The sequence below is a fragment of the Burkholderia cepacia genome (genome assembly GCF_001718835.1).
In the GTDB taxonomy this organism is placed as follows: Bacteria; Pseudomonadota; Gammaproteobacteria; order Burkholderiales; family Burkholderiaceae; genus Burkholderia; species Burkholderia cepacia_F.
Genome location: NZ_CP013444.1, coordinates 2,389,417 through 2,409,311 on the forward strand (window position 1 = coordinate 2,389,417; position 19,895 = coordinate 2,409,311).

The window sequence follows — 19,895 nt, forward strand, 5'->3', positions numbered from 1 at the left end:
TACTGTGCGTACACCGAACAATGCAGTCATGGCGGACTATTCCTCGAGCGCACAGATCGATGCGGACTTTGTCCGTTTTTTTCATGACGACGCCACGTCGCATTCGCACACTGCGTCCGTCACGACAACGTGCGCCAGCCATCGCTGTACTCACGCGACACGCGTCGCAGCAGCGCCGCTCGCGCCAGCGACCCATCGATTCCCCCTTGTCCCCGCACGAAGGAGACCCGCAGTGACCCGCCCTTTCGCCTCTGCCACCAAGCTCGGGCGCGCCGCGAGCAAAAGCGCCGGCGCCCTCATTGCCGCCGCGGCCGCGCTCGCCTCGGCCCTTGCGTTCACGGCGCCGCAGGCCGCCCATGCCGAAGAAACCGCGATCTGCTACAACTGCCCGCCCGAGTGGGCCGACTGGGCAGCGCAAATCGCGGCGATCAAGCAGAAGACCGGCATTCGCGTGCCGTTCGACAACAAGAATTCAGGCCAGGCCATTGCTCAACTGGTGGCCGAGCAGAAGAGCCCCGTCGCGGACGTGGCCTATCTCGGCGTCTCGTCGGCGTTCCAGGCGAAGGACAAGGGCGTCGTCCAGCCGTACCGCCCCGCGCACTGGGACGACATTCCCGCAGGCCTGAAGGACCCGCAGGGCTACTGGTTCGCAATCCACTCGGGCACGCCCGGCTTCTTCGTCAACAAGGACGCGCTGGAAGGCAAGCCGGTGCCGCGCTCATGGGCCGACCTGCTCAAGCCCGAATACAAGGGGATGGTCGGCTATCTCGATCCGTCGAGCGCGTTCGTCGGCTATGCGAGCGCGGTTGCCGTGAATCAGGCTCTCGGCGGCACGCTCGACAACTTCCAGCCGGGCCTCGACTGGTTCCGCAAGCTCAAGGCCAACGCGCCGATCGTGCCGAAGCAGACGGCTTACGCGCGCGTGCTGTCGGGCGAGATTCCGATCCTGCTCTCCTACGACTTCGACGCCTATCGTGCGAAGTACAAGGATCGCGCCAACGTGGAATTCGTGATTCCGCGCGAAGGCACGATCTCGGTGCCGTACGTGATGAGCCTGGTGAAGGGCGCGTCGCACGAGGCGAACGGCAGGAAGGTGCTCGACTTCGTGCTCTCCGACGAAGGCCAGAAGCTGTGGGCGAACGCGTATCTGCGCCCGGTGCGCGCGGGCGCGCTGTCGCCCGCGACCGCCGCGAAGTTCCTGCCGGCCAGCGACTATGCGCGCGCGAAGTCCGTCGACTTCGCGAAGATGGCCGAGAAGCAGCAGAGCTTCGGCGAGCAATATCTGCAGATCATGCATTGATTGAGCGATCCCGTTCTCGCCCGCTCACGCACGGGTTGACCCTGCGTGAGCGGGCGAGCCCGGTTCCATCACCCGACCGAAGCCCCGACCCGACCTCGTCACCGCCATGCACGACATCACGTTTCCGCTGCGCTGGCGCATCGCGCTGCTGGCGCCCGCGCTCGCCGTATTCATCGCTTTCTGGCTATTGCCGATGGTCGCGCTCTTGCAGATCAGCGCGGATCATCACTTCTTCGCCACCTACGGCGCATTGCTCGCCAACGCGCGCTACATGAAAAGCCTCGCCGCCACGGTGCTGCTGTCGGCGGCGGTCACGGCGGCCACGCTGGCGCTGTCCGTCATCACCGGCCTGTTGCTCGCGCGCCGGGAGTTCGCCGGCAAGCGCACGCTGGTCGCGCTGCTCACGTTTCCGCTCGCGTTTCCGGGCGTGGTGGTCGGCTTCATGGTGATCATGCTCGCGGGCCGCCAGGGGCTCGTCGGCGCGCTCGCGCTGAAGCTCACCGGCGATCGCTGGGTATTCGCGTATTCGATGGCGGGCCTGTTCGTGGGCTATCTGTATTTCTCGATTCCGCGCGTGATCGTCACGGTGATGGCGTCGGCGACGAAGCTCGACGCGTCGCTCGAAGAGGCCGCACGCTCGCTCGGCGCATCGCCGTGGCAGATCATGCGCGACGTCGTGCTGCCCGCGCTCTCGCCGGGCTTGATCGCGGCCGGCGCCGTGTGCTTCGCGACCGCGATGGGCGCGTTCGGCACGGCATTCACCCTCGCCACCGACATCGACGTGCTGCCCATGACCATCTACACCGAGTTCACGTTGAACGCGAACATGGTGACGGCCGCGGGGCTGTCGATCGTGCTCGGGCTGGTCACGTGGGCCGTGCTCGCCTGCGCGCGCAGCGCGACGGGCTCGGCCGTCGCGGCCACCGCATGAACGTGCTTGAACCGGTCGTCCACGCCGCGCGCGGCGAAGGCCATCGCGATGGCCTTCGCACGAGCTTCGGCCTCGAGGAAATTCAGATGAACTCACCCACCACGCTGACAACGCCGGCCACACCGGCAACGCCCACGCCGCCGCGGTCCGCCCGCCGGCGCGGGTTGCCGCTCCCCTCGACGCGCACGCTGCTCGCCTGCGGGCAATGGGCCGTCACGCTGCTCCTGTGTGCGTTCCTGATCGTGCCGATCGTGATGTCGATCGTCGCGGGCCTCACGGTGAACTACTTCCAGGGCATCGCGAGCGGCCTCACGCTGCGCTGGCTCGCGCACGTCTGGACGCAATATCACGCGTCCGTGTTCCTGTCGCTCGAAGTCGCCGCGGCCACGCTCGTCGTCACGCTGATCGCGGGCGTGCCCGCCGGCTACGTGCTCGCGCGCAGCCGCACGCGGCTCTCGCGCGTCGTCGAAGAACTGCTCGTGCTGCCGATCGCGCTCCCCGGGCTCGCATCCGCGCTCGCGCTGCTCGTGGTCTACGGCGGCTTCACGCCGTTTCGCACGAGCGTGGCGTTCATCGTGGCGGGCCACGTGGTCTTCACGCTGCCCTTCATGGTGCGCGCCGTGGCCGCCGTATGCGCCGCGTCGGACCTGCCGACGCTCGAGGAAGGCGCGGCGAGCCTCGGCGCCACCTTCGCGCAGCGCTTCTTCACGATCGTGCTGCCCAATGCGTGGCCCGGCATCGTCGCCGGCGCGCTCGCGGTGCTCACGCTGTCGATCGGCGAATTCAACCTCACGTGGATGCTGCACACGCCCGACACCAAGACGCTGCCGGTCGGCCTCGCCGACACCTATGCGTCGCTGCGCATCGAGATCGGCAGCGCGTACACGATTCTGTTCTTCATCATGACGATGCCGCTGCTCGTTGCGATGCAACGGCTCGGTGTCGACGCCTCCGGCATGCGCCACGCACGCGATACCCGCAAGGCGCGGCGCGCCGGACCGGACCATACGCACCAAGGAAACCCGCAATGAAACTGGACTCCATTCCAATCACGCTCACGCGCTGTTCGAAAACATTTCGCGGCACGCGCGTGCTCGAGCCGCTCGATTTGTCGATCGGCGCGGGCGAAACGCTGGTGCTGCTCGGGCCGTCGGGCTGCGGCAAGACCACGACGCTCAGGATGATCGCCGGCCTCGAAACGCCCGACGCGGGCGGCACCGTTGCGTTCGGCGACGAGGACGTCACGGCGCTGCCCATCGAAAGGCGCAAGGTGGGCATGGTGTTTCAGAGCTACGCGCTGTTTCCGAACCTCACCGTGCGGGGCAACGTCGGCTACGGGCTCAAGATCCAGCGCATGCCGGCCGCGGCCGCGCGCAAGCGCGTCGACGAACTGCTCGCGATGATGCGGCTCGACGCGCACGCCGACAAGCCCATTGCCCAGCTCTCGGGCGGCCAGCGCCAGCGCGTCGCCCTCGCCCGCGCGCTCGCGATGCAGCCGCGCGTGCTGCTGCTCGACGAGCCGCTCACGGCGCTCGACGCCCGGCTGCGCGACACGCTGCGCAGCGAGATGAACGCGCTGCTGCGCCGGCTCGGCGTGACCACGGTGTACGTGACGCATGACCAGGCCGAAGCGATGGAGCTCGGCGATCGCATCGTGGTAATGAGCGCAGGCCGCATCGAGCAGTCCGGCACGCCGCGCGACATCTACTATCGCCCGGCGAACCGGGCGGTCGCGCAGTTCGTCGGCACGCTCAACCGTCTTGCGGGACAGTGGCGAGACGGCTTGCTCGCGACCACGGGCGGCGCCGTTCCCGTGCCGGCCGACCTCGCGTCCGGCTCGGGTGCGGCGGCGCTGCAGGAAGGCGAGCTGTTCTTCCGGCCCGAGGACGCGCACCTCGTCGATCCGTCCCAGGCGCAGTTGCGCGGCACCATCGAGCACGCTGCGTTTCTGGGCGAGCGCACCCGACTCACGATCGGCGGCGCGGCGCCGGATTCGATCGTCGTCGACGTGGCCGGACGCATCGAGCTCGCGCGCGGTACGCCGGTGGGCATCTCGCTCGCGGAGCAAGCGCTGATCGCGCTCGGGTAATGGCTGCCCGACGAGCCGATCACTCGAGCGCGTCAGGTGCTTTGCACACCAGGTCCTGCATGAAAAAGCAAACCTCGCCCGGCGCTACGCGGCCCGCGCGCACGAAGGATGCGCTGTTGCCGCTCTCCACCGCCAAGGTGCGATCGCTCTCGCTTGAAAACCACCTCGCGCTGGCGACGGTTCGCACGGGTCGCGGCGATTTCGATCAGGTCTGCCGCCTGTTGCGGGTCGTCTATCTGGCGTACCTCATGCGGAGCGAGACCGCCGCGGGCGTGGATGTCGAACCCTATCGCCGGGCGGAGGCGGCACTCGACGCGTGCATCGAACGCATCGAGCACGATCAAGCCTGCCTTTTGCTGGACCAGGAGCAGACGGCGGTCGAGCGCGTGCTGGTGCTGCACGACGAACAGCTTGCGGCGGTGCCGAAGTTTCGCTATCTGGAGGCCTGCGATCGACTGCGGCGCTTCATCGCCGGCAGGCGGCGCTCGCCGATTCCGGCGGCTGAGACCGGTTAGCGAACGACGGAGAAAGGACATGACCGAGCGCTCACCGCCCGGCCGCACTCGACGAATTGCTCCAGCTTGCGGCCTCCGGCTGACCGGATTCCCGTCCGCATAGGCGTTACCCTCCGCAAGACACCCTTCATTCCCACGGATCACGGCTATCGCCCCCATCGAGATCAGTGTCTTTGTGCATATCGTCAAGTTCCGATATAAGATTCGCCCATCGACGATCCTCATTTGCCTGAACAAACCTCACCCATGCCGACCGAACTCGACATCGAAGCGATCCTGAAAGCGCTCTCGAACCCCGTGCGCCGGGAAATCCTCGCCTGGCTGAAAACGCCGGACGTGCATTTCCCGAACCAGACGCTGCCGTATGAACACGGCGTCTGCGCGGGCCAGATCGACGCGCGCTGCGGGCTGTCGCAATCGACCGTCTCCGCGCACCTCGCGACGCTGCAGCGCGCGGGGCTCGTGACGTCGACGCGGATCGGCCAGTGGGCGTTTTTCCAGCGCAACGAGGCCGTCATCGACGCATTTCACGACGCACTGCGCCGCGAACTCTGAGCGCGCGCCGGCCTCCGTCCCGCCTTCCATGAAAAGGAAATCGCCATGCCTACACTGTTCGACCCCGTTATCCTCGGCGACCTGACCCTGCCGAACCGCATCGTGATGGCGCCGCTCACCCGCGCCCGTGCGGGCGACGTGCGCGTCCCCAACGACCTGATGGCCCGCTATTACCGCGAGCGCGCATCGGCCGGCCTGATCATTACCGAAGCGACGTCGGTCGCGCCGCAGGGCGTCGGTTATGCCGACACGCCCGGCATCTGGTCAGACGAACAGGTCGAAGGCTGGAAGCAGGTGACGCAGGCCGTGCATGCGGCCGGCGGGCGCATCGTGCTGCAGCTCTGGCACGTCGGCCGGATCTCCGACCCGGTGTTCCTGAACGGTGACCTGCCGGTCGCACCGAGCGCGATCGCCGCGGGCGGCCACGTGAGCCTCGTGCGTCCGCAGCGCCCGTACGTGACGCCGCGCGCGCTCGAACTCGACGAGATCCCGGGCATCGTCGCCGCGTACCGCAAGGGCGCCGAGAACGCGAAGGCCGCCGGCTTCGACGGTGTCGAGATCCACGGCGCGAACGGCTACCTGCTCGACCAGTTCCTGCAGGACAGCACCAACCACCGCACCGATGCGTACGGCGGCCCGATCGAGAACCGCGCACGCCTGCTGCTCGAAGTGGTCGACGCCGCGATCGACGTGTGGGGCGCCGGCCGCGTCGGCGTGCACCTCGCACCGCGCGGTGACGCGCACACGATGGGCGATTCCGATCCGGCGGCAACGTTCGGCTATGTCGCGCGCGAACTCGGCCGCCGCAAGATCGCGTTCATCTTCACGCGCGAGTCGTATTCGGGCGACCACCTGAGCCCGCGCCTGAAGGAAGCGTTCGGCGGCCCGCTGATCGCCAACGAGCAGTTCACGCTCGACACCGCGCAACAAGCGCTCGAACGCGGCGACGCCGACGCGATCGCATGGGGCAAGCTGTTCATCGCGAACCCCGACCTGCCGCGCCGCCTCGAGATCGGCGCACCGCTCAACCAGCCGGTGCCGGAGACGTTCTACGCGGAAGGTGAAACGGGTTATACCGATTACCCGGCGTTGAGCGACGCGGCCTGACGGCCGCCCGCCGCGTGTTCATCGCGCAGGTCGCGGCGCATGAACACGCGCTGCGTCTCGTCGAGCCCGAGCGCGACGTGGTGCGCGCGGATCGTACGCAGCGTGTCGTCGAGCGCGGCTTCGTCGATCTCCGCGAAGCCGAGGCGGCGGTAATACGGCGCATTCCACGGCGCATCGCGAAACGTCGACAGCACGACCTCCGCGAGGCCTTCCTGCGCGGCGCGCGCGGTCACCTGTTCGATCAGGCGCGCGCCGATCCGCTGTCCGGCATGCGACGGCGCAACATCCAGTTCTTCCAGATAGAGCCGCCGCGCATCCAGCAGCCGGTAGAACGCGAACCCGACGCACGCGCCGTGCGCGTCGGTCGCGACGTATGCACGCCCCGCGTCGATGCGCGCGAGCACGTCGGCCGCATCGGTCGGCTCGCCATCGGCGATGTCGGTCATGCCGATTTCGCGAAACCGCTGCGCGGCGGCGACTTCGACGGCGGCCATCGCGGCGGCATCGTCGCGGGTGGCAAGGCGGATTCGGACAGGTGCGGTCATGGTGTCGGGCGTAGGCGGATTGCAAGACGCGTCACTATAATCGAAACCTCATACGTTTCGAACGCCCTGCGCACGAGGTCCCCATGACGTTGTCCGCGCTCGCCGATATGTCACTCGATACGCTTTGCCATTCGTGCCTGTCGCCGGTCACACTGACACCCGGCGAAATCTTCACGTGCGCTTCGTGCTCGAAGTCGCAGATCGCCATCGAAGGATGGCAAATCCAGCCGGAATTCAAGTTGTGCCCGCGCCTGCGAAGACATGCAGGAATCATGGTGTGGAATCCGCTGAACGATGAGCAGAAATCGCTTCTGGCCGGCACGGGCGTCACCTTTCTGGCGCCTCCTTCGGATTTTCCGGCTTTCGTCGACGCCACGGTCTTCGAACAGCACACCGAGCCCGCCGTCTGCTTCGACGGATGCGCATGGGGAGCCGGCCACTACCATCTGGCCGGCTGGCCGGAAGACCCGTCCAGCAAGTTCTATCTGATCTACCCGGTCTACAGGATGACCACGCAGGACGTCCTCTTTCACGGGACCACGCCCGGTTGTGCCAACCAGATCAAGCTTGACGGCAAGCTATTGCCGCCCGGCGCGACGGGCCAGAAGACTCAGGGCTTCGTTTCGGAAAAGGACATCCGCTACGTGGGCATCGACAAGTCGTCCGCCGACCACCATGACCGCGGCGCATTGATCGAACTCGAATATGACGGCTGGGTGCTACGTACGCACCTTGGTCTCCTGACGCAACCCCTCCACCATCTCCACGCGCGACTGCCGCCAAGCGTGGCGGCCATTCAGTTTCACGAGCATGGCCGCGCAATCGCGTTTCGGCCCGATGCCTTGGTCACGCCCAAGGACAGCGCCAACAACCGTCGGCTCTGGGCGAGCATCGCGCCGCCGCCCCCGAAGGAGGGATTGCTTGCGAAATTCCGGCGCTTTTTCGCTCGCTGACGCAGCCCCTTGGCCTTCCGTCTCGCGAGAATGCTCGCGAGACGCGCCTGCAGCGGTTCGTCGATCAGGCTGCCCCCCTTTCCCAATGTTTTGTCGGCAGTTCCTATACTTTCTGTAACCGCAGCGCCCGGAGCCGCGACCGACGATGCACAACGGCCCATGCAGCGGTTTCGCTGCCGCGCGACAGAATCCGGAGGGACAGATGGAACATTCTGCATCCGCCGCGTCCGACGCCGACCGGCCCGGCATGCCCGGTCCACACAAGCCGGCCCTCCCGGCGCTCGCGCTTGCCGCGCTCGGCGTCGTCTACGGCGACATCGGCACGAGCCCGCTCTACACGCTGTCGACCGTGTTCGATCCAGTCAACGGGCTGGCGCTCAACGCATTCAATCTCGTCGGGATCGTGTCGTTGATCTTCTGGTCGCTGATGGTGGTCGTCTCGCTCAAGTACGTGGCGCTGATCCTGCGCGCGAACAACCATGGCGAAGGCGGCATCATGGCGCTGCTCGCACTCGCGGCCTCGTCGGTCGCGTCGCGTCCGCGGCTGCGCCGCGCGCTGCTCGTCGTCGGCGTGATGGGTGCGTCGCTCTTTTTCGGCGACAGCGTGATCACGCCGGCCATCTCGGTGCTGAGCGCCGTCGAAGGCCTCGAGGTCGTGGCGCCGGTGCTGAAAACCTATGTGATTCCGGTCACCCTGGCGGCGCTCATCGCGCTCTTCATCATGCAGAAGCACGGCACGAGCGGGATCGGCGCCGTGTTCGGGCCGGTGATGGTGTCGTGGTTCGTCGTGATCGGCATCGCGGGGGCCGTCAACATTGCCCAGATGCCGGCCATTCTGTTCGCGCTCGATCCGCTGCGCGGCCTCGCCTTCTGCCTGCATCACCGCTGGCTCGCGTTCGTCGCGCTCGGCGCCGTCGTGCTGTCGCTGACAGGGGCCGAAGCGCTCTATGCGGACATGGGCCATTTCGGCAAGCGGCCGATTCGCGTCACATGGTTCGGCGTCGTGTTCCCCTCACTCGCGCTCAATTACCTCGGCCAGGGCGCGCTCCTGCTCGCCCATCCCGGCGCGCTGCAGAACCCGTTCTATCGGCTCTTTCCGCAATGGGCGATCCCGCCGATGATCGCGCTTGCGACGATCGCGACGGTCGTCGCATCGCAGGCCGTGATCTCCGGCACCTACTCGATGACGAAGCAGGCGATGCAGCTCGGCTTCCTGCCGCGGATGAACATCGTCTACACGTCGGGGCAGGAAATGGGTCAGATCTACGTGCCCGGCATCAACTGGACGCTGCTCGCCGCGGTGGTCGCGGCGGTGCTCGGCTTCGGCTCGTCCACCGCGCTAGGCTCCGCCTACGGCATCGCGGTCACCGGCACGATGCTGATCACGACGTTCCTCACGTTCTTCGTCGTCCGCTACGCATGGCATTACAACTGGCTGCTCTGCGTGCTCGCGACCGCGTTCTTCTTCGCGATCGACGCGATGTTCTTCTCCGCGAACCTGCTGAAGATCGTCGAGGGCGGCTGGTTCCCGCTCGCGATCGGCACGGTGGTGTTCACGATCATGGCGACCTGGGGCCGCGGTTGGGAAATGCTGCTGGCCGAAGCGCGCGTGCGCGCCGGCACGACGCCGCTCAAGCCCTACCTGAACGCGCTGCTCGCGCGCTCGCCGGCTCGCGTGGGCGGCACCGCAATTTACCTGACGCCGACACCGGAGGCGGTACCGCATGCGCTGGTCAACAACCTGATCCATAACCGGGTGTTGCATGAACGCGTGATGTTCGTGACGGTGATCACCGCGGAGGTGCCATGGGTGCCCGACAGCGAGCGCGTGCGGGCGCAGCTGCTCTGCCCCGGCTGTCATCAGGTGACGATCACGTACGGATTCAAGGACGAAGTCGATCTGCCGAAGGCGCTCAGCGAGAGCAACGCAGCGGGGCTCGCGTTCGTACCGGCGGAGACGTCGTGGTTCCTGAGCCGCGCGTCGGTCGTGCCGACACCCGGCCACGGGATGGCGCTGTGGCGCGAACGCCTGTTCGCGGTGATGCTGCACAACGTCGGCAATATCGCCTCATTCTTCAAGTTGCCGGCCAACCGCGTGATCGAAGTCGGCGCGCAGGTCGAGATCTAGCGCCCTGTGCGCGCCGGGCACGGCTACCCGTTCCGGGCGGCCAGCGCGCGCACCAGCGCCCAATCGTCGTCATCGCAGAAATCGAGCAGCACGATCCCGCACGGCCCGTAATGCGTGCGCAACCGTTGCGCGAGCCTCGCATGAATCCCCTTCATCTCGCCTTCGCCGCGTGCAACGCGTGACGGATTCGCCCCCATCCCCGTTCCGCTGCAGAAGTTGATCGCCCAGCGGCCGCTGTCCGGCGACGGCAGGTCCGTCAGCAGCGCGTCGATCGCCTGCCATTTGTGTTCGATCGACGCCGCCACCGGCACGCGATATTCGTCCTGGATCACGAACGCGCCGTCGGGATGATCGATCGTGAACGTCGCGTTGTCGGGCCACGCGGTCAGGTCGATGCCGAGCGGCCGGCTGCTGCGAAAGCGTCGCAGCAGCACGATCGCGCCGCGCACGTCGCCGAGCGCGGGCAGCGTGCCGCCGGCATGCCAGCGCAGCCGCGGATGCCGCGCGCGATGCGCATCGAACGTCGCATCGAAACTGCGCGTGCACGCATGCGCCGGCCACTCGTCCTTCACCGACATCACGATGCATTCGCGCGGATGCGCGGCAAGAAAATCCGCGCAGGTCGCCAGCACGTCGTCGAACGTCATGCCGAGCGCGATGCCGCCATGATGGATGTCGAACGCATCGCGCACGTGCCGGCAGCGGATGTCGAGCAGCCGCACGCCGTGCATCAGCTGTGCGTCGAGCGGCGCATATTGCGTGCGAACGAGCGCATCGTCGACGGTATACGCACAGGTGTCATGGCTGCCCGGTAGGGTCAGCGTATGCAGCGGCCGCGCGTCGTCGAGCGCCGACATCCAGTCGGCAGGCGGCAGGCGTGGGTCGTGGTGCGAATGGATCATTGGATGACAGACAGACAGAAAAAACAGTGGATCACCGCGTCCGACGTCGCGGCGCGCGCCGGCGTATCGCGCTCCGCGGTGTCGCGTGCATTCTCGCCGACGGCGAGCATCGCACCGCAAACCCGTGAGCGCGTGATGGCCGCCGCGCGCGCGCTCGGCTACCAGGTCAACCTGATCGCGCGCGACATGATCACGCAGCGCAGCAGCATGATCGGTGTCGTGACGGCCGGGTTCGAGAATCCGTTTCGCGCGCGGCTGCTGTCGGACCTGATGGCCGCGCTCGGGCAGCGCGCGCTCACGCCGCTCGTGACCAATGCGGAAGACCCGCGCCAGGTCCGGCAATCGCTCGAACAGTTGCTCAGCTACCGGATCGCGGGCCTCGTGATGACGTCCGCGTCGCCGCCGCTGTCGGTCGCGCAGCAGTATCTCGAGCACCGGATTCCGGTCGTGATGATCAACCGCGAGGCGAACCTGCCGGGTGCCGACATCGTCGTCAGCGACAACGCGGCGGGCGCCGTCCACGCCGCGCGTCTCTTCGCGCAGGCAGGCGCGCGCCGGCTTGCGTTCGTCGGCCCGCGCGGCGCGAGCTACAGCGCGCAATCGCGCGCCGCCGCGTTCGCCGAAGCGCTGCGTCGCGGAGAACCCGGCGGCCCGGCGCTCGTGCGCATTCACAACACGTCGTCCGATACCTATGCATGCGGCGTCGAGGCCGCGCAACGCCTGCTCGCCGGCGATGCGCGTCCGGACGGGGTGTTCTGTTCGTCGGACCTGCTCGCGCTCGGCGTGATCGACGTCGCGCGCAGCGACTTCGGGTTGCGCGTGCCGGACGACCTGCGCGTGGTCGGCTTCGACGACATTCCGGCCGCCGAATACGATGCGTATCGGCTGACGACGCTCCGGCAGGACACCCAAGCACTCGCAAACGCCGCGATCGACATGCTGTCGGAGCGGATCGACGCGCAGGACGGCATGACCGACGGCAAATCGCGCACGCGCATCGTGCCGGTCGAATGCGTGCGGCGTCACAGTTGCGAATAGCGCCCGGCGCGGTGGCGCGCGGCATGGGCGGCGCGATCGCGTGCCGGCCTGTCGCCGTCACGACGCCGCGACGTGCACGCTGCGCCCGCCCGCGTCACTTCAGCCCGCCCGCGAACCCACGCAACAGGTAGCGCTGCACGTAGCCGGCCACGGCCAGCGTGGGCAGCGACGCCATCAGCCCCGCGCTCATCAGGTCGCCCCAGTCGATGCCGTTCTCCGTCACGTAGCCGGCAATCGCGAGCGGCAGCGTGAAGCGGCTCGGCGTCGACACGAACAGCAGCGCGATCAGGAATTCATTCCACGCGGCAATGAACACGAAGATCGCGGTCGCGATCAGGCCCGGCGCGCACAGCGGCAGCACGATCTGCACGAGCCGTCGGGCCAGCCCCGCGCCGTCGATGCAGGCCGCTTCCTCGTATTCGATCGGCACGTCGCGCACGAACGCGAGCAGCATCCAGATCGCCATCGGCAGCGCGTAGATCTGGTACGCGAGCATCAGGCCGAGCGTCGAATCGAGCAGGTGCAGCCGCTTCGCGAGCGCGAACAGCGGCACCGCGATCGTGATCGGCGGCATCAGCTTCAACGCGAGCACGAGCCCCAGGAACAGCAGGTCGAGCCGTGCCGGAAACCGCAGCCGCACGAGCGCGTACGCGGCCGGAAACGCGAGCGCCAGCGCGAGCAGCGTCGTGCCGAAGCCGACCAGCAGCGAATTGAAGAGCGGCGCGCCGATGCCGTTGGACCATACCGACGTGAAATGCTCGAAGGTCGGCGCGGCCGGCCAGATCCGCATCGGATGGTCGAGGCGTTCGAGCGTCGGCATGAACGCCGCGCCAGCCATCCACAGGCACGGCAGCAGCAACAGCGCGAGCGCGGCGAAGCGCAGCGCCCACGGCAGCGCCCGGCCGAATGCGGCGCCCGTTCGCGCGCCCGTGATGCCTGCGGGATGCGCCGTCATGCGCGCCGCTTGCGAACCGTCTGCCATACGTACCCCGAAACCAGTACCGCGGACGCCGCGAGCATCAGCACCGACGCGGCGCTCGCCGGCCCGACGTTGAAGAAGCGGAAGCCCGTGTCGTAGATATAGGTCGACAGCGTCTGCGTCGCGTTGCCGGGGCCGCCGCCCGTCAGCGCGTAGACCTTGTCGAACAGCTTGAACGTGTCGATCGAGCGCAGCAGCAGCGCGAGGCCGATCTGCGGTGCCGCGAGCGGCAGCGTGATGTCGCGCAGGCACTGCCACTCGCTCGCGCCGTCGGTGCGCGCGGCTTCGTACAGTTCCTGCGGGATCGACTGCAACCCGGCCAGCACGATCAGGAATGCCATCGGCGTCCACTGCCATACGTCGACGAGCGCGAGCGACCACAGTGCGAGGTGCGGATCGGACAGCCAGCGCACGCCTTCGACGCCGAACGCCGCGAGCAGCGCATTCAGGAAGCCGTCGAAGTTGAGCCAGTTGCGCCAGATCGCCGAGCACACGAGCGTGGACAGCATCATCGGCAGGATCGCGAGCGGCAGCGCGATGCGCCGCCCCGGAAACGCGCGCACGAACAGCAGCGCGAGGCCGAAACCCAGCGCGACTTCGACGAGCGACGCGACGATCGTGAAGCGCAGCGTATTGCCGAAACCGGCGGTGAACGCGTCGTCGCCGAGCACCGCGCGATAGTTCGCGAGCCCCGCGAATGCGCGGCGGCCGGCCGCGTAGTCGACGTGGCAGAACGAATCGATCAGCACCTGCACGACCGGATACAGCGCGAGCGCGGCAAGCACCAGCAGCGCGGGCCCGAGCAGCGCGACGAACGGCAGGCTGCGGCCGAAGGGCTTCATGCGCGGGTTCCAGACGACATCACGAGACGGGCCGTCACTTGCCGGCCGTGGCCGTCGCCTGCGCGATCTTCTGCTGCGCCTGGCGCAGCGCGGCATCGGGCGCGGCCTGCCCCGTCAGCGCGAGCTGCAGCTGGTCGCCGAGAATGCTCTCGACCTGCTGCCAGTCCTTCACGCGCGGCCGCGCACGGCCGGCCTCGAGCGCCTTCAGCTGATCCGGATACCAGCGATACTGGCGCACCAGCGCCGGATCGTTGAACACGCTGCGGCGGGTCGGCGGAATGCCGATGCCGGCGAGGCGCGTCTGCGTGTCGCGGTTGGTCAGGTACGCGAGGAAGTCCTGCGCGAGCTTCGCGTGCGGCGCGTCCTTCGGAATGCCCATCTGCCAGATGCCGAGCATCGGCGCCGGGCCGGCAGTCTGCCCGGGCGGCGGCTGCAGCGCGATCTGCCCGACCACGCGCGACTGCTTCGGATCGTCGAGCGCCGGCACCCATGCCGGCCACACCTCGATCGACTGCGCGGCCGTGCCGCGCTGCAGCGCGTCGCGCACTTCCGCCGCGCCGTAGACGTCGACGTCCTTCGGCGCGGATGCCTTCAGCGCGAGGAAGATCTTCAGCGCGGCCTGCGCCTCGCGAGAATCGATCGTCACGTTGCCGGCACGGTCGAACACGTCGCCGCCGTAGGCCCACAGGATCGGCAGGAAGCCCGTCACGACCGGGTTGCCCTTCGTGCCGCGGAACACGACGCCCGATACGCTCTTGTCCGCGCCGCCGACGGTCTGCGCGATCTTCAGCACGTCGTCCCAGTTGCGCGGCGGCTGCAGCTTGTATTTCGCGAGCAGGTCCTTGCGGTACGCGAACATCTCGACGTTGCCGACGATCGGCAGCGCGTACAGCGCACCGGCCGCGTTGCGGCCGAGCGCGACGGCGGACGGCACGAGGTCGGCGTCGGCCAGCGATGCCGGCAGCGGTTTCAGCCAGCCGTTGCCGATGAATTCGGGCGCCCACGTGTCGTCCATCATCACGAGGTCGTACGCGCCCGTGCCTTCGCGCATCGACAGCTTGAGCTTCTGGTACAGGTTCGCGTTCGGCAGCTTGAGCAGCTCGATCTCGGTGCCCGGGTGCAGCTTGTTGAAGCCGGCGACGGCATCGGCCAGCCCCTTTCCGTAGATGTCGTCGCGGCCCGCGATGACGAGATCCGCCGCGAAGGCGTGCGAGGCGGCAACGGACAGCGCAACGGCGGCGGACAGCGCGCGCAGGCGGCTCAGCAAGGTCATGAGGTCTCTCTCGTTCGGCGTGGTGGCGGGACGGCCAGGCGTTGCACACGTGTGCAACGCGGGCGGCGGATCGAGCCGCCTGAAGCGAACGCCATTGTTCACGCCGATCGTTAAGAATTTATGGCACGCGGCCACGTGCCGCCGCCGCACCCGGTCAGAAATTCACGCGGATTCCGGCCATCACCGCCAGTTGCCGGCTCGAGTTGCTGTTCGCGAGCACCGGAATCTGCGCGTAGTTCACCGCGTTCCCGCTCGCGTCGGTGCCGAGCCCCGTCCCGCTCGCGATCTGGCCGATCGCGACCGCGTACAGCGCCGTGCGCTTCGACAGGCTGTAGTTGGTGCCGACGTTCACCTGGTGGAACCGCGTCGTGCCGCGTCCGTCGGTATGCGCGGCGTTGAAGATATAGGCGACACCGCCCTGCAGCGCGGGCGTGAACATGTACGACAGGTTCAGCTCGCCGATATCGAACGTGAACGCCTGCGTGCGCGGCTGCGCGGTGGTCGAGAAGTAGCGACTGTCGCCAAGGCGCGTATGCGTATAGGTGAGCGCGATCGTCGCCGCGCCGAGCGTGACCGACCCGCCCGCGCCGAACGCGCGCATCGAGCCGGCGTCCTGGAGCAGGCAGTACATCGCGCCCGCGTTGCTGCACGCGAAATCGCCGATATAGCCGCTCGCGCCGCCGAGCGCCGCGTCGAGCGGCTGGTGCAGGTCGAGGTAGCCGACCGAGAACGCCACCGGCGCGCGCGTGTACGTCGCGGCCACCGCATAGCCGCGCTTCGCGGAGAAATCGCCGGCCTGCCCGCCGAAGCTGAACGTGCCGCCGAACGTGAGCCCGTTGAAATCGGCGCTGGTGAACTTCACCGCGTTGTTGAAGTTGAACGCGGCGTTCAGGTTGTCGACGTCGCCGAGGTGCGAGCCGTACGGCGTCGCCCAGTTGTTGCTCGATACGTACGCACCGAGCATGTCCGTGTACGAGTCGTATTGGCGGCCGAGGCCGAGCGTGCCGATGCCGTCCCGGCGCAGCCCGACCCACGCCTGCCGGCTGAACGCCGTGCCGCCCTGCAGCGCCTGCCCGTTCGCGGACAGGAACTGCTGCTCGAGCGTGAACACCGCATCGAGCCCGCCGCCCAGCGGCTCGGCACCCTGGAAACCGAAGCGCGACGGCACGAGGTTGCCGCCGCCCATCTGCCACGCATGGCCGCCGCCCGTGCTGCCGTCGGCGCGCGTGAACTGCTGGTTCGTCGAGTAGATGATGCCGGTGTCCACGGTGCCGTACAGCGTCACGCTGCCGGAGGTCTGAGCGTGTGCGTGCATGCACGAAACCGCTGCTGCCACGGCGGCGGCAGCCAGTCTTCTCGTTCCGATCGTCATGTCCCGTCCTCTTTCGTCCATCGCTTCGCAGAGCGAATCGATGGGATTGATGATGTGGTGACAGGACTCTATCCAGCGAAAATTCAGGACCTCTATCGCAAATCGGCAAACGAACGGGGTATGGCGCTCACGCGGGGCGCAGTGTCTGCGACGGCAGCTCGCCGAACAGGTCGCGATACTCGCGCGCGAAATAACCGAGGTGCGTGAACCCCCAGCTCGCGGCGGCCTCGCCGACACCGAGCTGCTGCACGGATGTCGTGCGCAGCATGCGGCGCACCGCGTTCAGCCGGATCGTGCGCAGATAGCCGACCGGCGTGACGTCGGCCACGCGTTGAAAGCTCGTCTGCAGCGTGCGGCGGCTGCAACGCAGCGCGCGGCACAGCTCGAGCACGGTGACGGGTTCCTCGGGGCGGTCGCGCAGATGCTTCTCGCAACGGCTCACGATGTCGCTGTAGGTGGCGTGCGTGATGTCGCGGCGCTCGACGCCGATGCCCTGCTCGAGCGCGTCGAGGAACATGCCGAGCATCGCGTCGCGGAACATCTTGCGGGTAGCCGCGTATTCGAGGTGGCCCGGGTTGCGCTGCGCATCGTCGATCAACGACGACAGCCGCACGCCGAGCGCGACGCCCTGCTCGTCGGACAGGCGCGTCACGTGGCGCAGCTTGCGCGCGCCGGCCGCGCCTGAAACGCCCACACCCGAGCCGGCCGCGCCGAATTCGGCTTCGCACAGCTCGTCGACCATGTCGGACGCCGCGCTGATCCCGACGAGCCCCATCCCTTCCGGCGTGTGGAATTCGAAATCCTCGCCGGCGCGCAGCGCGAGCAGCGCATAACCGTCGACGGGCTGGCCCTGGAACGTGCCCGCGAGCGGCACCGACAGCGGCACCGCGAGCGACGTGCGTCCGGCCGGCGCGAGCCCGGTTTGCGCGACGCGCCGGTTGGTCGTCTCGCGGAAGAAGTGAAAATCGTCGTACAGCACCTGCGTGACGGTGCCCTTGAAGCGGCCCGGCGTCATCTGGCGGTAGACCTGATGCCAGCCCGCGATCGCGAGCCCGTGATCGTGCACGTCTTCGTGTGAGCGTGACTGGAACAGCATCGGCATCTCCGGTAAAACCCTGGTCCCTTTGCACGCCGCCGGCATCGTGCGGCGGCACGCGACGCCACAGCTTACCCTCGCAAAAAACCGCGCAGTGCGCGCTCGAACGCAATCAAGGCCGCCGACAATGCGGCGGCCTGCTCGCCCGTCAGCCGGACGTAGCGGCGGAACGACGGCATCCGGTTCACGACCTCGCTGCCGCCGAACGGCACGACGGTCAACGTCCAGCGTCCGTCATGCGCGTCGATCGTGCAGTCGGTCAGGTGCAGCGGCCGCAGCGCGTCGGCCAGCGACGGCTCGGCCACCAGCGCCGCGACGGTGCGCACGAAACCGGGGGCACAGCCATCCCGGAGCGCGGCGCGCACGCCGGTGCGCCGCAGCCAGCCGGTCTGCGCGATGCGCGCGCTGCCGTGCGCGGCCGGGCCCCGCACGGTTGCTGCAATCCGCACGCTGACCGTATGCATCAGGAACTGCCGCGCGACCTCCTCGGCGACGCGCACCCGCACGCCGTTCGGCAGCCTCGCCACCCCACTCGCCCCGCCGTCGCCTTCGCGCGCCGCGCGCAGGTCTGCCAGCACGCGCGCGGCGATCGCGCCGGGCCGATGGCCGGGCGGCGGTGCGTCGGGCGCCGCGCGCCAGCGGGCGAGCGCGGCCTTCACGACGCGACGTGCTCGTTGCGCAGCACCTCTTCCACCGGCACCGGCTTGAACGGATGCCGGCGCTGCACGACGAGCGTCCAGAACAGCGCGTACAGCGCGGTAAGCCCGAGCATCGCGCCGAACGGCACGTAGATGTCGCGCGCGTTCATGCCTGGCGGCGTGATGTACCAGATCGCGAGCACGATGCCGACGCTCGACACGATCTGCGGCAGCGGGAACAGCGGAGACCGATACGGGCGCGGCAGGTCCGGCCGGCGAATCCGCAGCATCACGACCGACGCGGTGACGAGCAGATACGCGGTGCCCCATGCGCAGGTCGCCGCGAGCACGAGGTGCAGGATGCTGTCGAGGTTGCCGTTGATCAGCCACGCGTGGAAGATCGGCACGACCGCCGCCGCGACGATGCCGACCACCGGCGTCTTGAAGCGCGGATGCAGGTATGCGAAGCAGCGCGGCAGCGCGCCGTCGATCGCCATCCCGTACAGGATGCGCGGCAGCCCGGCCATCAGCGTGTTGATCGTCGCGGCGCCCGCGCACAGGAACGCGATGCCGAACCACACGCGGCCGAAGGGCCCGAGCACCTGCAGCGCGAACGCGGGAATCGCGCCCGGCGTGTCGAGCAGGTGCGTGAGGCCGTCGGGGCTCACGGGCACGTTCGCGACCTGGCGGCGGATCGCCGCGCCGTACAGGAACATGCAGATCGCCACGCCGACGAGGCCGAGCGCCATCGCGCGCGGAATCGTCTTGCCCGGCGTCTTCATCTCCGGCGCGAGCGGCGTGACGAACTCGCAGCCGACGAACATGAACATCGCCATCCCGACCAGCGACAGCACGGCCGGCACCGACGTGCCGACTTCCGAGCCGCCGAACCAGCCGTCGAGATGCACGGCCGGCGCGGCCGCGAGCCCGAGGATCCCGAAGATCATCAGCGACAGCCACATGCCGGCCGTCAGCACGATCTCGAGCTTGCTGAACACCTTGATGCCGATGATGTTGGTGATCGCGAACGTGACGACGAGGCCGACGCCGACGAGCCACGAGCTGTTGTGCTTCTCGAACGCGGCATTCAGCGATTCGAAATTGACGAGCGCCATGATGCCGCTCAGGATCGTTTCCGCCGTGCCGGCGAACACGTGCACGAGGAAATACGCGGAGATCGTGCCGGTGATCGCCCAGAAGCGGCCGAGCCCGCACGACAGGTAATCGTAAACCGAGCCGGCCGTCGGCAGCATCGCGGCGGCTTCGGAGAACGTGGTCGCCTGCGCCTGCATCATCACGAACGCGATGATCATCGCGACCGCGAACGCCCAGCCGCCCATTCCGAAACCCGACGTCGCGGTGAGAATCACCGGGCTTGCCATGATGAGGCCGACGGCGCTCGCCAGCGCGGTCGGAAAACCGACCGCGCCCGTCTTCAGTGCCGTGCCGCCTGCCTCCGCCGCCGGCGCGCCGGCCGATGCGTCCGTTGCCGCGCTGGTAAACCCTGACGATCCCGACATCCTTGTCTCCGGTTTGATCAATCGATGTCGAAAAAATACGCAGGCAAAATAATCCGGTCATAGCGCAAATCGGCAAACCGGCGGGCGGCGCACGCACTGCCCGCCCCGGCGC

At 68.0% G+C, this 19,895-nt stretch carries 19 protein-coding genes; 10 read left to right on the forward strand and 9 right to left on the reverse strand.

Annotated elements, in window-relative coordinates; all coding sequences use genetic code 11:
- The first annotated feature begins 298 nt into the window (after positions 1 to 298).
- From WT26_RS30485 to WT26_RS30515, 7 genes are all read left to right on the forward strand, one after another.
- Entirely contained in the window at positions 299 to 1,300 is a 1,002-nt protein-coding gene (locus WT26_RS30485) for an ABC transporter substrate-binding protein (protein ID WP_230461779.1), read from the forward strand.
- 106 nt (positions 1,301 to 1,406) lie between these two features.
- Positions 1,407 to 2,231 (forward strand): ABC transporter permease, encoded by an 825-nt coding sequence (locus tag WT26_RS30490; RefSeq protein WP_060156558.1) that lies wholly within the window; start codon positions 1,407 to 1,409, stop codon positions 2,229 to 2,231.
- A gap of 86 nt (positions 2,232 to 2,317) precedes the next feature.
- Positions 2,318 to 3,262: an ABC transporter permease gene (locus WT26_RS30495; protein WP_059589581.1), complete on the forward strand. Its 945-nt coding sequence runs from the start codon at positions 2,318 to 2,320 to the stop codon at positions 3,260 to 3,262.
- The gene (locus tag WT26_RS30500) at positions 3,259 to 4,320 is read left to right on the forward strand and encodes an ABC transporter ATP-binding protein (RefSeq protein ID WP_059739095.1); all 1,062 of its coding nucleotides are present in this window, start codon (positions 3,259 to 3,261) and stop codon (positions 4,318 to 4,320) included. The genes WT26_RS30495 and WT26_RS30500 overlap by 4 nt, the downstream gene beginning before the upstream one ends.
- 59 nt (positions 4,321 to 4,379) lie before the next feature.
- A complete protein-coding gene (locus tag WT26_RS30505) occupies positions 4,380 to 4,835 on the forward strand; it encodes a hypothetical protein (protein WP_060156560.1) in 456 nt (151 codons plus the stop codon).
- Positions 4,836 to 5,081: 246 nt separating this feature from the next.
- Positions 5,082 to 5,390, forward strand: a complete 309-nt coding sequence (locus WT26_RS30510; protein WP_027789442.1) for an ArsR/SmtB family transcription factor — start codon at positions 5,082 to 5,084, stop codon at positions 5,388 to 5,390.
- 45 nt (positions 5,391 to 5,435) lie between these two features.
- Entirely contained in the window at positions 5,436 to 6,497 is a 1,062-nt protein-coding gene (locus tag WT26_RS30515; RefSeq protein WP_069274682.1) for an alkene reductase, read from the forward strand.
- On the opposite strand, the gene WT26_RS30520 is transcribed toward WT26_RS30515, so the two are convergent.
- Positions 6,470 to 7,042 (reverse strand): GNAT family N-acetyltransferase, encoded by a 573-nt coding sequence (locus WT26_RS30520; protein ID WP_069274683.1) that lies wholly within the window; start codon positions 7,040 to 7,042, stop codon positions 6,470 to 6,472. The two genes, WT26_RS30515 and WT26_RS30520, sit on opposite strands and share 28 nt — an antisense overlap.
- Before the next feature lie 83 nt (positions 7,043 to 7,125).
- Here WT26_RS30520 and WT26_RS30525 point away from each other — a divergent pair, with 83 nt between their 5' ends.
- Positions 7,126 to 7,995: a hypothetical protein gene (locus WT26_RS30525; RefSeq protein ID WP_069271499.1), complete on the forward strand. Its 870-nt coding sequence runs from the start codon at positions 7,126 to 7,128 to the stop codon at positions 7,993 to 7,995.
- A 202-nt stretch (positions 7,996 to 8,197) separates the two neighbouring features.
- The gene (locus WT26_RS30530; protein WP_060087898.1) at positions 8,198 to 10,123 is read left to right on the forward strand and encodes a potassium transporter Kup; all 1,926 of its coding nucleotides are present in this window, start codon (positions 8,198 to 8,200) and stop codon (positions 10,121 to 10,123) included.
- A gap of 23 nt (positions 10,124 to 10,146) precedes the next feature.
- Here WT26_RS30530 and WT26_RS30535 read toward each other — a convergent pair whose 3' ends face one another.
- Positions 10,147 to 11,025 (reverse strand): phosphatidylinositol-specific phospholipase C, encoded by an 879-nt coding sequence (locus WT26_RS30535; RefSeq protein ID WP_155774709.1) that lies wholly within the window; start codon positions 11,023 to 11,025, stop codon positions 10,147 to 10,149.
- A 3-nt stretch (positions 11,026 to 11,028) separates the two neighbouring features.
- Here WT26_RS30535 and WT26_RS30540 point away from each other — a divergent pair, with 3 nt between their 5' ends.
- Positions 11,029 to 12,063, forward strand: a complete 1,035-nt coding sequence (locus WT26_RS30540; RefSeq protein WP_069275199.1) for a LacI family DNA-binding transcriptional regulator — start codon at positions 11,029 to 11,031, stop codon at positions 12,061 to 12,063.
- A gap of 94 nt (positions 12,064 to 12,157) precedes the next feature.
- On the opposite strand, the gene WT26_RS30545 is transcribed toward WT26_RS30540, so the two are convergent.
- The 7 genes from WT26_RS30545 to WT26_RS30575 form a co-directional block, all read right to left on the reverse strand.
- Entirely contained in the window at positions 12,158 to 13,018 is an 861-nt protein-coding gene (locus tag WT26_RS30545; RefSeq protein ID WP_059729079.1) for a carbohydrate ABC transporter permease, read from the reverse strand.
- Positions 13,015 to 13,884, reverse strand: a complete 870-nt coding sequence (locus WT26_RS30550; protein WP_059525788.1) for a carbohydrate ABC transporter permease — start codon at positions 13,882 to 13,884, stop codon at positions 13,015 to 13,017. The genes WT26_RS30545 and WT26_RS30550 overlap by 4 nt, the downstream gene beginning before the upstream one ends.
- 34 nt (positions 13,885 to 13,918) lie before the next feature.
- The gene (locus tag WT26_RS30555; RefSeq protein ID WP_069274685.1) at positions 13,919 to 15,157 is read right to left on the reverse strand and encodes an ABC transporter substrate-binding protein; all 1,239 of its coding nucleotides are present in this window, start codon (positions 15,155 to 15,157) and stop codon (positions 13,919 to 13,921) included.
- Positions 15,158 to 15,311: 154 nt separating this feature from the next.
- A complete protein-coding gene (locus WT26_RS30560; protein WP_069274686.1) occupies positions 15,312 to 16,529 on the reverse strand; it encodes a porin in 1,218 nt (405 codons plus the stop codon).
- Positions 16,530 to 16,656: 127 nt separating this feature from the next.
- Positions 16,657 to 17,625 (reverse strand): helix-turn-helix domain-containing protein, encoded by a 969-nt coding sequence (locus WT26_RS30565; RefSeq protein ID WP_069275200.1) that lies wholly within the window; start codon positions 17,623 to 17,625, stop codon positions 16,657 to 16,659.
- A gap of 71 nt (positions 17,626 to 17,696) precedes the next feature.
- Entirely contained in the window at positions 17,697 to 18,284 is a 588-nt protein-coding gene (locus tag WT26_RS30570; RefSeq protein WP_069274687.1) for a DUF3156 family protein, read from the reverse strand.
- A complete protein-coding gene (locus WT26_RS30575; protein WP_069274688.1) occupies positions 18,281 to 19,783 on the reverse strand; it encodes an APC family permease in 1,503 nt (500 codons plus the stop codon). Before WT26_RS30575 ends, WT26_RS30570 begins: the two co-directional genes overlap by 4 nt.
- Positions 19,784 to 19,895 lie beyond the last annotated feature (112 nt).

Excerpts from the sequence above, each read along its gene's own strand:
- WT26_RS30530 (WP_060087898.1), top strand. The coding sequence starts at position 8,198 with ATGGAACATTCTGCATCCGCCGCGTCCGACGCCGACCGGCCCGGCATG.
- WT26_RS30575 (WP_069274688.1), bottom strand. The coding sequence starts at position 19,783 with ATGTCGGGATCGTCAGGGTTTACCAGCGCGGCAACGGACGCATCGGCC.
- WT26_RS30545 (WP_059729079.1), bottom strand. The coding sequence starts at position 13,018 with ATGACGGCGCATCCCGCAGGCATCACGGGCGCGCGAACGGGCGCCGCA.
- WT26_RS30535 (WP_155774709.1), bottom strand. The coding sequence starts at position 11,025 with ATGATCCATTCGCACCACGACCCACGCCTGCCGCCTGCCGACTGGATG.
- WT26_RS30560 (WP_069274686.1), bottom strand. The coding sequence starts at position 16,529 with ATGACGATCGGAACGAGAAGACTGGCTGCCGCCGCCGTGGCAGCAGCG.
- WT26_RS30525 (WP_069271499.1), top strand. The coding sequence starts at position 7,126 with ATGACGTTGTCCGCGCTCGCCGATATGTCACTCGATACGCTTTGCCAT.
- WT26_RS30540 (WP_069275199.1), top strand. The coding sequence starts at position 11,029 with ATGACAGACAGACAGAAAAAACAGTGGATCACCGCGTCCGACGTCGCG.
- WT26_RS30555 (WP_069274685.1), bottom strand. The coding sequence starts at position 15,157 with ATGACCTTGCTGAGCCGCCTGCGCGCGCTGTCCGCCGCCGTTGCGCTG.
- WT26_RS30505 (WP_060156560.1), top strand. The coding sequence starts at position 4,380 with ATGAAAAAGCAAACCTCGCCCGGCGCTACGCGGCCCGCGCGCACGAAG.
- WT26_RS30500 (WP_059739095.1), top strand. The coding sequence starts at position 3,259 with ATGAAACTGGACTCCATTCCAATCACGCTCACGCGCTGTTCGAAAACA.
- WT26_RS30550 (WP_059525788.1), bottom strand. The coding sequence starts at position 13,884 with ATGAAGCCCTTCGGCCGCAGCCTGCCGTTCGTCGCGCTGCTCGGGCCC.
- WT26_RS30495 (WP_059589581.1), top strand. The coding sequence starts at position 2,318 with ATGAACTCACCCACCACGCTGACAACGCCGGCCACACCGGCAACGCCC.
- WT26_RS30520 (WP_069274683.1), bottom strand. The coding sequence starts at position 7,042 with ATGACCGCACCTGTCCGAATCCGCCTTGCCACCCGCGACGATGCCGCC.
- WT26_RS30515 (WP_069274682.1), top strand. The coding sequence starts at position 5,436 with ATGCCTACACTGTTCGACCCCGTTATCCTCGGCGACCTGACCCTGCCG.
- WT26_RS30565 (WP_069275200.1), bottom strand. The coding sequence starts at position 17,625 with ATGCTGTTCCAGTCACGCTCACACGAAGACGTGCACGATCACGGGCTC.
- WT26_RS30490 (WP_060156558.1), top strand. The coding sequence starts at position 1,407 with ATGCACGACATCACGTTTCCGCTGCGCTGGCGCATCGCGCTGCTGGCG.
- WT26_RS30510 (WP_027789442.1), top strand. The coding sequence starts at position 5,082 with ATGCCGACCGAACTCGACATCGAAGCGATCCTGAAAGCGCTCTCGAAC.